This is a genomic window from Streptomyces sp. NPDC045899 (assembly GCF_056431485.1).
Window position 1 is genome coordinate 262,223 of the sequence record NZ_JBWKKP010000009.1, and the last position, 13,247, is coordinate 275,469.

Below are 13,247 nucleotides of genomic sequence, written 5' to 3' on the forward strand. Positions count from 1 at the left end.
TGTGCAAAAAGGCCCCGCGGCACCCCCGCGGCTGGTCAACTTTGTTCCACGGGGCCGCGAGGGCAGCGGGCCCGTGGTGGGCCGCGGCGGCCCCGGAGCGTAAGCGGAAGCCGCGGACCATCGCCACACCGCCACTAGTGCTCCGCCCGCGGACGAGCGGAGCAGCGAGCTACAGGAGGCCGCCGGTGAGACGAGGGCGCCCGGGGGCGTCGCCCAGAGGGGCGGCGGAGCGCACCCTGACCAGTGTCGGAACGGGCGATACCGGTACCTCGGCCGTGGAGGCCGGGACCGGGGAGACCGCGGCGCGGGCCGCCGGGCGCGTGGAGAGCTCCCGGCTGTGGCACATCACCCTCAGCGTCTCGGGCGTCGAGGCGCCGCTGCGGGAGGTCCGCCGGGCCCTGGAGCAGCTGGCCCATGACCACCCCTTCCTGCTGACCAGCCGCTACGCCAACGATCACGCCGAGATCCGGTACTGGGAAGAGGCCCGTGATCTGCATGACGCGGCGGCGGTCGCGCTGCGGCTGTGGGGTGAGCACCGCTCCACGGCCAACCTCCCGCCGTGGGAGATCGTGGGACTCGAGGTCATCGACCGTGACACGTATCACCAGCGGATCGCGGAGGGCTACGGTCCGCCACCCGCCTCCCCGGTGGGTGTGCACCCGTTCTGAGGACGGATGTGCGCCCCCGGAATGTGAGAACACCATCTCGAAGAGCGGAACAGAGGGCAGATCGGGCGCGCGGGCTCAGTAGGCTGCGTGCATGACCAGCGCACCCACGTCGCCGCTCACCGACCCCTGGCCGAAGTCTCCGGTCCTCCAGGCCGCCTACCGGGCCCGTGCCGCGGCCGCCGATCTCGCCCCGCTGCCGCGCGCCGTCAAGGACGACGCGCTGCTCGCGATGGCCGACGCGCTCGAGGTGCGCACCAAGGAGATCATCGAGGCGAACGCGACCGATGTGGAGCGGGCCCGTGCGGCGGGCACCAGCGAGTCCATCGTCGACCGGCTGACCCTCACCCCCGAGCGGGTGCGCGCCATCGCCTCGGACGTCCGGGACGTGGTGGCGCTGCCGGACCCGGTCGGCGAGGTGGTGCGCGGTTCGACGCTGCCCAACGGGATCGACCTGCGCCAGGTGCGGGTACCGCTCGGTGTCGTCGGCATCATCTACGAGGCCCGGCCCAATGTGACGGTGGACGCGGCCGCGCTGTGCCTGAAGTCGGGCAACGCCGTACTGCTGCGCGGCTCTTCGTCCGCGTACCACTCCAACAGCGCGCTGGTGAAGGTCCTGCGGGACGCCGTCGGCGGCGCCGGACTGCCCGCGGACGCCGTGCAGTTGGTGCCCGGTGAGAGCCGGGAGTCGGTCCGTGAGCTGATGCGGGCCCGCGGTCTGGTGGACGTGCTGATCCCGCGCGGCGGCGCCTCCCTGATCCGCACCACCGTCGAGGAGTCGACGGTGCCGGTCATCGAGACCGGTACCGGCAACTGCCATGTGTACGTGGACGCCCAGGCGGACCTCGACATGGCGGTCGACATCCTGGTGAACTCCAAGGCCCAGCGGCCGAGCGTGTGCAACGCGGCCGAGACACTGCTGGTGCACCAGGACATCGCCGGTGAGTTCCTGCCCCGTGCCCTGGACGCGCTGGCCGACGCCGGGGTCACCGTGCACGCCGACGAGCGCGTGCTGGCGCTGGCCGAGGGCGCCAAGGCCACCGTGGTCCCGGCGGTGATGGACGACTGGGAGACCGAGTACCTGTCGTACGACATCGCGGCGGCCGTGGTGGACTCCCTGGAGGCCGCGGTGGCCCACATCCGGCTGTGGTCCTCCGGCCACACCGAGGCCATCGTGACGACGTCCCAGGCGGCCGCCCGGCGGTTCACCCAACTGGTGGACTCGACCACGGTCGCCGTCAACGCCTCGACGCGTTTCACCGATGGCGGTCAGTTCGGCTTCGGTGCGGAGATCGGTATCTCCACCCAGAAGCTGCACGCCCGCGGTCCCATGGGTCTGCCCGAGCTGACCTCGACCAAGTACATCGTCACCGGCGACGGACACACCCGCTGACTCACCCGTTCGGGGGATACCCGACGGCGGGTTCCCCTGGGGTGGATCTTCCCCCGAATACCATTTCGCCCTGCCCAAATTGACCCGTCCGGTCTACTCTGAACGGGTGCCGGACGACGTGGGGGGCACGCCGTTCCCGAACGGCGACGAGCCCGACGACCGCGGCCACGGAGAGGCGAACGACGAGTTCGCCGCCGTGGTCTTCGACGAGGACTTCGTACGGTCGGCCCTGATCCATGAACCGACCGCGGTGGAACGGATGCTGGCGGCCGCCGAGGCCCGTGCCGAGGCCGAGGCGTCCCGGCGGCGCCCCGCCGGGGTGCCCTCCGAGGACGAGCCGTTCGAGGACGGTTACGGGCCGGACGGCGAGGCCGGATACGGCTACGACCCCGATGACACCGACCCTGACGGCCGTTTCGGCTACGACCGGGACCCCGATGGCCTCTACGGCCCGTACGGCCCCTACGGGCGGTACGGCGACGCCGGGCGGCCCTATCGCGGCCATGCCCGCTGGCAGCGCCCCGTGGCCTGGCTGCTGGCCGTCCTGATGGGCGTCGGGGTGGTGGCCCTGGCCTTCACCGCCGTCTTCCGGGGCGCTTCGGGGAACCGCCAGGACCCGTCCCCGCCGCCGGCCACCAGCGGGGTCGACGGCAGTCCCACCGGACCGCCGCGGCTGGAACCCTCTCCGCCCTCCCCGGCCGAGTCCGAGACGCCCCCCGCCTCCAGCGTCCGCCGCTCGCCCTGAGCGCCCCCGCTCCGGGGCCCGCCCGGACCCCGCGCCGAGGCCCCTCTAGCACGTCGCGCGGTATGCGGCGTTTCCTCCCGGAGCCGTCCGAAGTTGTGGAGTACGGCCGCGTTTACCGGTGCCCCCCGCGACCTACTCTTGAGGTATGACCGGGCGTGGAGACCCTCCCGAGGGGACACCCGACGGCGTCCCGGGAGGTGGTGAGGACGAGTACCGCTCCGTCGTATTCGACGAGTCGTTCGTTCGTGCTGCCCGGCTCCAGGAGTTCTCGGCCCGGGAGCGCATGGGCGAGCACGCGCGGGCGGTGCGCAGTCGTCATGCCTGGGCCAGGGCCGGGGCGTCCCGGCAGGCCGTCGTCCTCATCCTGCTGATCGCCCTCGCTTTCGCCGCGGCCGTCTACATGGGGGTGCGCCACCCCTACCAGGCCCCGCCGCCGCAGACCGTGGAACCGCTGCGCAGCAGTGTGGTGCCGCTGGCGCCGCGCGGTGAGGTGCCCGGCGGGGCGCCGGAGAAGCTCTTCCGCGACAGCCCGGCCGCCGAGTTCCGCACCGGCGCCCAGGGGGTCACGCTGCCCGGGGCCCGGCGTACCCGCAGCTTCACCGAGAGCCAGGTGATGGCGGCGCTCACCACGGCCAAGGAGTACGTGGTCACCTCGGCCCTCGACCCCCGTGTGCTCACCGGCGGCCCGGTGCGCATGGTGCGGCTGCTGCTGGACCCGGCCCAGCAGCACCAGTTCGATCAGAGCTTCGAGCATCCGGTGGACGACGGGCGCCATGCCGCCACCGGCTGGCTCACCCGCTTCAACCCGGCCGAGGTCACCCTGGCCGACAGCCCGGTGCGGGTGCGGGGCACGCTCAGCGTCGTCGAGCGCAGCCCCGCCACCCTGGAGATCACCGCCGACCACGTCTTCGTCTACGCGGTGCAGCGGGCCCATGAGCGCGGCACGGACCATGCCGCGCTGTTCACCGTGCGGCGCGAGTCGCGGTTCCGCTTCGACCGCGAGGATCTGCGCGACCACCATCTGGAGCTGGTGCAGAGCGCCGTGCTGGCGGGCCCGCAGTCGTGTGCGGCCAACGCCTCCGGCTATCTGCGGCCGCTGCTCGCCGGACAGAGCGCCAGGGGCGACGTCCCGGACGGCACCGACCCGTACGCACCGGGCCGGACGCCCGTCTCGCTCTGCGGCGCCCTGACGCCTGGCTCTCAGCCCCGGACGGGCGGCGGCTCGTAGGCGGGCACGTGAGTTCCGCGAGGGGCCCGCTACGGCATGGCTCAGCCCTTGCGCGGGGTATCGGGTCCGTCCTCCGGCCCGTCCTCGCGGTCCGTGCCGTCCCCGCCGGAGCCGCCCTCCCGGTCCGGCCCCTGGGGCGTCTCCCCGCCGGGACGGCCACCGCCGCTGAACCGGTCCCGCAGCTTGCTGCCCAGGTCCCCGGCGCCGCCCGCCACGTCCCGCACGAACGACATCAGCGGGTCCTTGCTGGTGCGCACCGACTCCGCGTAGTGGTTGGCGGACTCGCGGAACGATTCGCCGACCGAGGTGTCCTTGTCCTCGTCGCGCCGCGGGTAGTGCCCGTCCATGAGCCGCTGGTAGTCACGGCCGGCGGCCCACTTCTTGAGCTCGGCGGCCCGCACCGTGGTGAACGGGTGGCTGCGCGGCAGCATGTTGAGGATCTTGAGGACGGAGTCGCGCAGGTCCCCGCTCGACTCGTACTCCTCCGCCTGCTCCAGGAACGCGTCCACGTTCATCTCGTGCAGGTGGTGACCGCCCGCGAGCTTCATCAGCCCGCGCATCGACGCCTGGAGGTCCTGGCCCACCAGCAGCCCGGCCCGGTCCGCCGACAGCTCCGATTTGCGGAACCATTCGCGCAGCGCCGTCACCAGGGCCAGCACCGCCACGTTGCCCAGCGGGATCCAGGCCACCTTCAGCGCGAGACTGGTGAGGAAGAGCAGTATCGTCCGGTAGACCGAGTGGCCGGAGAGCGCGTGGCCCACCTCATGGCCGATGACCGCCCGCATCTCCTCCTCGTCGAGGAGCTCCACCAGCCCGGTGGTCAGCACGATGATCGGCTCGTCCATACCGATGCACATCGCGTTCGGCTGCGGGTTCTGGGTGATGTACATCGCCGGGACCTTCTCCAGGTCCAGGATGTAACAGGCGTCCCGCAGCATGTCGTTGAGGTGCGCGAACTGCCGGTCGCTCACCCGGACCGAGTCCGACAGGTACAGCAGCCGCAGACTGCGCTCGGGCAGCAGCCCGCTCAGCGCCTTGAACGCGGTGTCGAAGCCGGTCAGCTTGCGCAGGGCGACCAGCGCCGAGCGGTCCGCGGGGTGCTCGTACGCCCGTGACGAGATGCCCGGGAACCGCCGCCGGCTGCGACCCGGCGCCCGCTCCTGTCCGCCGCCCTGTCCAAAGGTGCTGCTGTCGCCCATGTGGCCCCCTCGTAGCCGATACCGCGCCGGGCCGCCTCGGTCCTGCCCCTACCCCCGGCGGACCCCAGCCTAGGCCCTGACCGGCGGGGCGTTAGCGTGGAGACATGCCCGATATGACTGGCCTCACCGAAGTGCTCGCCGCCAACTCCAAGGACGCCGGACCGGGTGCGCTGCTGCGCACCATCATCGTCGTCGGTGTGGTGGGAGCGGTCCTGCTCGCCTGGTTCCTGCTGCGCGGCTACGGCAAGCAGGACTGACCCCGAGCCCAACCCCCGACCGGGTACGGGACGGAGGGGCGGCGCGGAGAGCGGGGCCGAACACGGCTCGCATACGATGTGGCCGACGTGATTCGACGCCTAGACCCCGATAGGTAGTGCCCCGCGATGAGCGCTTACAGCACCGCACACACCCTGGCCACCCTTGCCGCCGAGGGTGGCGAGCACCACACCGACACCCACGCGAGCATCAGCCCGTACGTGACCGGTGGTGGCGCGCTGCTCATCCTGCTGCTGCTGCTGTGGATCACCACCCGCTTCAACCGGGACCGCTGACCGGGGCCGTGGACCCTGCGGGCCCCGGCCGCGGACCGGGCCCAGTAGGGTCTGCACGCATGGAAGAGCAGAAGGTGCCCGGCAAGCGGCGGCTCGGTGTGATGGGCGGGACGTTCGACCCGATCCACCACGGACACCTGGTCGCGGCGAGTGAGGTGGCGTCGCAGTTCCACCTCGACGAGGTGGTGTTCGTGCCCACCGGGCAGCCGTGGCAGAAGAGCCACAAGATGGTCTCCCCGGCCGAGGACCGCTATCTGATGACGGTCATCGCGACCGCCTCCAACCCGCAGTTCTCGGTCAGCCGCATCGACATCGACCGCGGCGGGCCGACGTACACCACCGACACCCTCCGGGACCTCAGGGCGTCCAACGGTGACGCGGACCTGTTCTTCATCACCGGCGCGGACGCGCTCGCCCAGATCCTCACCTGGCGCGACGCCGAAGAGCTGTTCTCGCTCGCCCACTTCATCGGAGTGACCCGGCCGGGGCACATACTGGCCGACCCGGGTCTGCCGGAGGGCGGGGTGTCCCTGGTCGAGGTGCCCGCGCTGGCCATCTCCTCCTCGGACTGCCGCTCGCGCGTCGCGCACGGCGAACCCGTCTGGTACCTGGTGCCGGACGGCGTGGTGCGCTACATCGACAAGCGCGAGCTGTACCGGCACGACTGCTGATAGGGGTACGCCCGGTGAATGACGGACAGGACCCGTACGACCCGTACGCGCAGGATCCGTACGCCCCGGAGCCGCAGATCTACGGCTATGACGCCTATGGGCGTCCGGTCTACCAGCCGCAGGCCGGGCAGCAGAGCTATGACCCGCAGCAGGGTTACGACCCGCAGCGGAGCCATGAGCCGGGGCAGGGGTACGACCCGTACGGGCAGGCGCCGCCCCAGGGCGGACAGCAGGGGCAGGGCGGCTACGGCTACGACCCTTACGTCCAGCAGCAGCACGCCCAGCAGCACGCCCAGGCGGCGCATCCGCAGGCGCAGCAGCCGCAGACCCAGCAGCAGCCCCAGGCGCAGCCGTACGACCCGTACACCGCTCCGCAGCAGTACCCGTACGACACCCAGCAGCAGGGCTACGGCTATGACTACGCCGCCCCCACCGTCCCGCCGCAGCGCGAGGCCCACCCGTATGAGGAGCTGAGCCCCGAGGCGCTGCGGGAGGAGCAGCGGTCCGGGCCCGCCGTGGACGAGCCGGAGCCCGCCCGCGGGCCGGGCGCTGCGGGGGCATCCGGCCCGGCGGGGGCGAAGGGCGACCCCGACGAGGACTACCGGACCGAGCAGTTCTCCTTCGTCGAGGAGGAGGACGAGGAAACCGACGACGTCATCGACTGGCTGAAGTTCGCCGAGACCCGCACCGAGCGGCGGGACGAGCGCAAGCGCAAGGGCCGCAACCGCATGGTCGCCCTGATCGTGGTGCTGGTCCTGGCCGCCACCGGCGGGGTCGGCTACCTCTGGGCCGCGGGCAAGCTGCCGGGACTGTCCGGCGGGACGTCCGACGAGACGGCGGGCGGTCCGCAGCAGCGCGATGTGATCGTGGTCCACCTGCGCGAGACCAAGGGCGGCCGCAGCTCCACCGCGCTGCTGGTGGACAACGAGACCACGGGCAAGGGCACCACCGTCCTGCTGCCCAACGCGCTGTCCGTCTCCACCGAGGAGGGCGGCTCCACCACGCTGGGCAAGTCGGTCACCGACGAGGGTTCGGACTCCACCCGGGAGTCCCTGAGCACCCTGCTGGGCTCGCGGATCCAGGGCACCTGGCGGCTGGACACCCCGTACCTGGAGAACCTGGTCGAGCTGGTCGGCGGGATCACCGTGACCACCGACGCGGTCGTGCCGGACCGGCAGAAGGGCGCCGCTCCGCTGGTGAAGAAGGGCCCGGAGCAGCCCCTGGGCGGCCAGGGCGCCGTGGCCTACGCCACGTACCGGGCGCCGGGCGAGCCCCAGACCAAGCAGCTGGCCCGGTTCGGACAGGTCATGCACGCGGCGCTGAAGAAGCTGTCCAGCGATGAGAAGGGCGCGACCAGCACCGTGGAGTCGCTGGCGCAGATCCCCGATCCGTCGCTGTCGGAAGCGCAGCTCGGCGCCTCACTGGCCCGGCTGGCCGGACAGGCCAAGGGTGGCGACTACGACACCGCGATGCTGCCGGTGCGCCAGGACGGCACGCTCAGCGCGCGGTCCACCGACCACGTGGTCAAGGACGTCCTCGGCGGCGCGGTCAAGAACACCGGGGGCGACGCCCCCCGGGTCAGTGTGACCAACGCGGGCGGCACCGCGGACGCGGCCGGATCGGCCCGGGTGACACTGGTCAACGGCGGTTTCACGGTCGTCTCCGCGACCGAGGGCGGTGGCACCCCGCAGTCGGTCTCGCGGGTCACCTACGTCCGGGCCGCCCAGGCGGCCCAGGCCAAGGAGGTCGCCAAGACCCTGGGCCTGCCCGCGAGCGCGGTGCGCAAGGGCAAGGGCGCGGCCAACGCGGACATCACCGTCGTCCTCGGCCGGGACTACCGGGGCGGCGGGAGCTGAGCGCCCCGACCCCTCCGCCGGACCACCGCGGCGGCCGCCTCCGGGCGGCCGCCGTGCCGTGTGCGGGGCGCTCGCCGGTCCTGGCACCGTCCTGGCACGACGGGGCGGCGGCGGGGCGTGAGACCCTTGGGGTGCCAGACCCTCGGGGTACGAAGACGACCGAAAGCCAGCCTGTGACCGCCACGGACCGCTCCATCGAGCTCATCAACGCCGCCGCCCAGGCGGCCGCCGACAAGCTCGCGCACGACATCATCGCGTACGACGTCAGCGACGTCCTCTCGATCACCGACGCCTTCCTGCTGGCCTCGGCGCCCAACGACCGGCAGGTGAAGTCGATCGTCGACGAGATCGAGGAGCGGCTGAACAAGGAGCTCGGCGCCAAGCCGGTGCGCCGGGAGGGCGACCGCGAGGCCCGCTGGGTGCTGCTGGACTACGTGGACGTCGTGGTGCACGTCCAGCACAGCGAGGAGCGCGTCTTCTACGCCCTGGAGCGGCTGTGGAAGGACTGCCCGCAGCTGGAGCTCCCGGAAGACGCCGTCGCCACCCGCGGCAAGGCGGAGGAGTACGCGCAGGCCCACGGCGACGGCGGCCCCGCTGGCGGTGAGCTCAGCTGAACGGCACCACCGGTGGCCGGGGGCGCCGTGTCGTCCTGTGGCGGCACGGCCAGACGGCCTGGAACATCGAGCGCCGCTTCCAGGGCTCCCTGGACATCGAGCTGACCGAGACCGGGGTCGCGCAGGCACGCCGCGCGGCCCGGCTGCTGGCCGCGCTGAAGCCGGACGCGATCGTCGCCTCCGACCTCAAGCGGGCCGCGGCCACCGCCGCCGAGCTGGCGGCGGTCACCGGTCTGTCGGTCTCCCACGACGCGGCGCTCCGGGAGACCTACGCCGGACAGTGGCAGGGGCTCACCCACGACGAGATCATGGCGCGCTTCGGTACCGAGTACGCCGCGTGGAAGCGCGGTGAGCCCATCCGCCGCGGTGGCGGCGAACTGGAGACCGAGGTCGCCGACCGGGCCGCCCCGGTGGTCCTGGAGAGCGCCGACAAGCTGCCCGACGGCGGCACGCTCGTGGTGGTCAGCCACGGCGGCACCATCCGCACCACCATCGGCCGGCTGCTCGGTCTGGAACCCCGGACCTGGGAGGCGCTGGGCGGTCTGTCCAACTGCTGCTGGTCGGTGCTGGGCGAGGGGGTGCGCGGCTGGCGGCTGCTGGAGCACAACGCCGGATCGCTGCCCGAGCCGGTGCTCGGCGACGACGACTGAGCGGATTTCCTTTTCCGGCTGGTCACCGGCTATGCTCCTACTCGTTCGAGGCGCTCCGGCGCAGAGAACAGCGGGGCTATAGCTCAGTTGGTAGAGCGCCTGCATGGCATGCAGGAGGTCAGGAGTTCAATTCTCCTTAGCTCCACAGCACCGCACCGGTCCCGTCCCCTTCCGAGGGGGCGGGACCGCTGCTTTTCCCGGCCCGTCACACATGGTCGGCGGACCGGCCCCGCTCGTCGCGTGCCGCCCGCATCGCGGAGAGCGGGCGGACATGGGCGGAGCAGCCGATCAGCGGGTCGTGGATGCCCCGCAGCCGCTCCAGGAAGAGCCGGCTCTCCTCACCGTCCGGGGTGTAGACCACGACCCGGTTCTCCGGCGCCCCGTTGATCTGCATCGACGTGGAGATCAGCCGTATCGCGCCGACCGAGGCGTGTTGCACCACCTTGATCCGTGAACCGGGCGGGGCGACGTCCCCGGTGCGCCAGAGCCGGGCGAAGTGATCGCTGGCGGCCAGCAGCCGGGTGAGGAACTCCTCCCACGCGGGCTCGCCCACATGCCGTCCGTACGCACCGCGCAGCGTGCCCACGATGACCGGCAGCTCCTGGTCCAGGTTGTGCAGCGCGACGCAGCAGCGCTGGTTGACGAAGAGCTGCCACAGCACGTTCCGCTCGGACGGTGCGGTCAGCAGCATCGACGGAAACAGGTGCTGGTAACCGGCGTTGTACGCCAGGATGTCGTAGCGGGTGTTGTAGACCACGGCCGGGAGCGGATCGAGCGCGTCCAGGATGCCCTGCACCTCGGGGCCGACGGTGCCCGCGTCCCGCGCGCGGTCCGGGACGTACGGGACCTCGGCCAGGTGGTACAGGTGCTCGCGCTCGGTCGGGTCGAGCCGCAGGGTGCGCGCGACCGCGTCCAGCACCTGCACGCTCGCGTTGATCGGGCGGCCCTGCTCCAGCCAGGTGTACCAGGTGACACCGACCCCGGAGAGCTGGGCGACCTCCTCCCGGCGCAGCCCGGGGGTGCGGCGGCGCAGCCCGGGCGCCATCCCCACGTCCGCCGGGGTCACCCGGGCCCGGCGGCTGCGCAGGAACGCGGCCAGCTCGGGCCGCCGCCGCTGCTGGACGGTCTGCCGGTGCCCCGCGGTGTGCACGCTCATCGTCGATCCCCCTGTCCCCGTGGCGGCGCCCTCCCCCGTGGCGGACGCCCCCGTGACGGCTCCCGCGCGAGGGGCCGCCGGTCCTCCATGCTCCCGGTGGCGGCCGGAGACTTCCAGGTGCTGCCACTACCAGCATCGGCGGGCTCTCGTTACCGGTACCGGCGGGCCCGCACGCTCGGCTCATGACGCACACCCCGATCACCCCCCTCCCCGCCGAGGACTCCGCACCCAGTGAAGACCGGCCCACTGACATTCCCGCCGTCCCCGCCGCCCGGCGGGCCCCGCGCCCCGGCTGGCTGCTCGCGATCGTGCTGACCGGCCAGCTCATGGCCGTGCTCGACGTCTTCATCGTCAATGTCGCGGCACCGACCGTGCGCACCGATCTGCACGCCTCCGACGCCGGACTCCAGCTCGTCATCGCCGGGTACACCATCGCCTACGCCGTACTACTGATCACCGGAGCCCGGCTCGGCGCTCTCTTCGGCCATCGGCGGATGTTCCTGTCCGGGCTCGCCGGGTTCACCGCCGCCTCATTGGCCTGCGGTCTGGCCGATGGCACCGGACAGCTGATCGCCTTCCGGTTCATCCAGGGCGCGGCGTCGGCCATGATGCTGCCGCAGGTGCTCACCCTCATCCAGCGGACGTACACGGGCGGTTCGCGGGCCCGGGCGCTCGGCATGTACTCCGCGGTGCTCGCCTCGGGGGCCGCCGCCGGACTGGTCGTGGGCGGTGTGCTCGTCGAGGCCGACCTGATGGGCACCGGCTGGCGTCCGGTCTTCCTGGTGAACGTGCCGATCGGGCTGCTGCTCCTCGTCCTCGGGCCGCGGCTGATGGGCCCGCCGGAGGAGGCGCGCGGCCAGGCCGGCGGGCTCCGCGGCGGGCTGGACCTGCCGGGTCTGGTGCTGCTGGCCGCGGCGGTCCTGCTGTTCACGGTGCCCATGGTGCTCGGACCGGAGCGGGACTGGCCGCTGTGGGGCTGGGTCATGCTGGGCCTGAGCGTGGTCCTGACGGCGCTGTTCGCCGGATACGAGGCGCGGCTGGCCCGGCGCGGCGGCAGGCCGCTGATCGCCCCGCGGGTGCTGCGGGCGCCCGGGATGGTGGTCGCGGTGGTCCGCATCATGCTGGGGATGGCGGCCAACGGCGGCTTCCTGTTCGCCACCACCCTGCACGTCCAGGGCGGGCTCGGCTACAGCGCGATGCGGGCCGGGCTGACCTTCGTGCCCTCGGCTGCGGCGTTCGGCACGCTGGCGCTCAACTGGCAGAAGCTGCCCGTGCGCTGGCAGCCCGCCCTGGTACCGGGGGGATTCGCGCTGGCGGCCGTGTCGTTCACCGGACTCGGTCTGGTGCTGCGCGACGGGGGCGACGGCGGCCTCTGGCTCTACCTCGTGCTGGCGGGTACCGGAGCGGGTCTCTCGCTCGCCTATGGACCCGTGCTGACGCGGACGTTGGCGACCGTGCGGCAGCAGGACGCGGCGGACGCCAGCGGCGTTCTGGTGACGGCGGCTCAACTCGGAATGCTGAGCGGAATCGCGGTCTTCGGCACGGTCTTCCTGACCGCGGCGGAGGGCGCGGCGCCCGGAGCGCGCGCCTCGGCCGACGCCCTGTGGGTGACCTGCGTCGCATTGGCCGCGACGGCGGCATGCGGAACGCTGCTCGGTCTGGCGAGGCGTGTGAGGCATCTCCGCTGACCTGGGCGTCGTCCCGTGGCAGAATCGGACGGCCGGAGGGGGCAGGGGCCGACAGTCCGATGGGGAGGGCAGGTGGGATGCCGACCAGCATCCTCGACGCGATCGAGGACCTGTCCGACACGGATCGGCCGGGCATCGCCTGCCCGTCCTGCGGCTCCGGCAAAGTGGCTCAGGTCCTCGGCGACAACGGCGGTGTTTCCTACGTGTGTACGGCCTGCGGGCACAGCTGGAGCTGAGTGACATGGGAGCACACAGCCGGAAATGTGACTGGTGCGGCAGCGGCACGCCGATCGTCCGCGACATGGAGCCGCTCAACTCCGACTACCAGTACTGGTGCGCGGAGTGCGCACGGGCGCTGATCATCAAGGGCGATCCCATCGAGACCTACCGGGAGCTCGAGGGTGAGCCGATCTACGGCCGGCTCCTCGACGAGCACTGCACGCTGAAGCGTTTCTACTCGTTCGCGACGGCGTGACCGGGCCCGCTCCGGCCCCCGCGGCAATCGATTTGGCGGAAGGCCGGGGCGTCCGTGTAATGTAGGCGATGCCGCCGAGGGGAACCGGGCGGAGCAAGACCTGGGGCTATAGCTCAGTTGGTAGAGCGCCTGCATGGCATGCAGGAGGTCAGGAGTTCAATTCTCCTTAGCTCCACAGTGACCGGAGACGGACTGTCCGATATGGATGGTCCGTCTCTTTTGTCTGTCGCGATTCCCTCACTGCGAGCCATTGCCCCCCTGCGGTAACCTGACTCCATGCGTGCCGTACGCCTTCTGCTTAGCGGGCCGCGCTGATCCAGGGCCGACCGAGAACTGCTCCGGTCGGCATCGGCGCG

The 13,247-nt window shown here is 72.0% G+C and carries 15 protein-coding genes and 2 tRNA genes; 15 read left to right on the top strand and 2 right to left on the bottom strand.

The window, feature by feature from the left end:
• Positions 1-185 precede the first annotated feature (185 nt).
• The 4 genes from AC07FT_RS16385 (at position 186) to AC07FT_RS16400 (ending at position 4,031) form a co-directional block, all read left to right on the top strand.
• Complete coding sequence (locus AC07FT_RS16385) at positions 186-668, top strand: hypothetical protein (protein ID WP_432039194.1); 483 nt, start codon at positions 186-188, stop codon at positions 666-668.
• A 91-nt stretch (positions 669-759) separates the two neighbouring features.
• The gene (locus AC07FT_RS16390) at positions 760-2,058 is read left to right on the top strand and encodes a glutamate-5-semialdehyde dehydrogenase (RefSeq protein WP_431771013.1); all 1,299 of its coding nucleotides are present in this window, start codon (positions 760-762) and stop codon (positions 2,056-2,058) included.
• Positions 2,059-2,164: 106 nt separating this feature from the next.
• Positions 2,165-2,803: an SCO2584 family spore wall biosynthesis protein gene (locus tag AC07FT_RS16395; protein ID WP_479176773.1), complete on the top strand. Its 639-nt coding sequence runs from the start codon at positions 2,165-2,167 to the stop codon at positions 2,801-2,803.
• A 145-nt stretch (positions 2,804-2,948) separates the two neighbouring features.
• Positions 2,949-4,031 carry an SCO2583 family membrane protein gene (locus AC07FT_RS16400; RefSeq protein WP_479176774.1) on the top strand — a complete coding sequence of 361 codons (1,083 nt, stop codon included), beginning with the start codon at positions 2,949-2,951 and terminating at the stop codon, positions 4,029-4,031.
• A gap of 41 nt (positions 4,032-4,072) precedes the next feature.
• On the opposite strand, the gene AC07FT_RS16405 is transcribed toward AC07FT_RS16400, so the two are convergent.
• Positions 4,073-5,230: a M48 family metallopeptidase gene (locus AC07FT_RS16405; protein ID WP_479176775.1), complete on the bottom strand. Its 1,158-nt coding sequence runs from the start codon at positions 5,228-5,230 to the stop codon at positions 4,073-4,075.
• Positions 5,231-5,334: 104 nt separating this feature from the next.
• Between AC07FT_RS16405 and AC07FT_RS16410 the strand changes: the two genes are divergently transcribed.
• The 7 genes from AC07FT_RS16410 to AC07FT_RS16440 all read left to right on the top strand — a co-directional run bounded on the left by AC07FT_RS16410 (position 5,335) and on the right by AC07FT_RS16440 (position 9,717).
• Positions 5,335-5,487: a hypothetical protein gene (locus AC07FT_RS16410; RefSeq protein ID WP_254740428.1), complete on the top strand. Its 153-nt coding sequence runs from the start codon at positions 5,335-5,337 to the stop codon at positions 5,485-5,487.
• Between the two features lie 126 nt (positions 5,488-5,613).
• On the top strand, positions 5,614-5,781 hold the full coding sequence (locus tag AC07FT_RS16415) for a hypothetical protein (protein ID WP_254740426.1): 168 nt from the start codon (positions 5,614-5,616) through the stop codon (positions 5,779-5,781).
• 59 nt (positions 5,782-5,840) lie between these two features.
• Positions 5,841-6,452, top strand: coding sequence for a nicotinate-nucleotide adenylyltransferase (nadD, locus tag AC07FT_RS16420; protein ID WP_471205419.1), 612 nt, complete (start codon positions 5,841-5,843; stop codon positions 6,450-6,452).
• Between the two features lie 14 nt (positions 6,453-6,466).
• Positions 6,467-8,308 carry an LCP family protein gene (locus AC07FT_RS16425; protein WP_479176776.1) on the top strand — a complete coding sequence of 614 codons (1,842 nt, stop codon included), beginning with the start codon at positions 6,467-6,469 and terminating at the stop codon, positions 8,306-8,308.
• 173 nt (positions 8,309-8,481) lie between these two features.
• Positions 8,482-8,922: a ribosome silencing factor gene (rsfS, locus tag AC07FT_RS16430; protein WP_254740422.1), complete on the top strand. Its 441-nt coding sequence runs from the start codon at positions 8,482-8,484 to the stop codon at positions 8,920-8,922.
• Complete coding sequence (locus tag AC07FT_RS16435) at positions 8,919-9,572, top strand: histidine phosphatase family protein (RefSeq protein ID WP_471205535.1); 654 nt, start codon at positions 8,919-8,921, stop codon at positions 9,570-9,572. The genes rsfS and AC07FT_RS16435 overlap by 4 nt, the downstream gene beginning before the upstream one ends.
• Positions 9,573-9,644: 72 nt before the next feature.
• Positions 9,645-9,717 (top strand) — tRNA-Ala (locus AC07FT_RS16440).
• Positions 9,718-9,777: 60 nt separating this feature from the next.
• On the opposite strand, the gene AC07FT_RS16445 is transcribed toward AC07FT_RS16440, so the two are convergent.
• Complete coding sequence (locus tag AC07FT_RS16445) at positions 9,778-10,728, bottom strand: helix-turn-helix transcriptional regulator (protein WP_479176777.1); 951 nt, start codon at positions 10,726-10,728, stop codon at positions 9,778-9,780.
• A gap of 182 nt (positions 10,729-10,910) precedes the next feature.
• On the opposite strand from AC07FT_RS16445, the gene AC07FT_RS16450 reads away from it, so the two are divergent.
• The 4 genes from AC07FT_RS16450 to AC07FT_RS16465 all read left to right on the top strand — a co-directional run bounded on the left by AC07FT_RS16450 (position 10,911) and on the right by AC07FT_RS16465 (position 13,066).
• Positions 10,911-12,416 (top strand): MFS transporter, encoded by a 1,506-nt coding sequence (locus AC07FT_RS16450; RefSeq protein WP_479176778.1) that lies wholly within the window; start codon positions 10,911-10,913, stop codon positions 12,414-12,416.
• Between the two features lie 77 nt (positions 12,417-12,493).
• On the top strand, positions 12,494-12,652 hold the full coding sequence (locus AC07FT_RS16455) for a hypothetical protein (protein ID WP_254740416.1): 159 nt from the start codon (positions 12,494-12,496) through the stop codon (positions 12,650-12,652).
• 5 nt (positions 12,653-12,657) lie between these two features.
• On the top strand, positions 12,658-12,891 hold the full coding sequence (locus AC07FT_RS16460) for a hypothetical protein (RefSeq protein ID WP_176183008.1): 234 nt from the start codon (positions 12,658-12,660) through the stop codon (positions 12,889-12,891).
• A gap of 102 nt (positions 12,892-12,993) precedes the next feature.
• A tRNA-Ala gene (locus AC07FT_RS16465) sits at positions 12,994-13,066 on the top strand.
• Positions 13,067-13,247 lie beyond the last annotated feature (181 nt).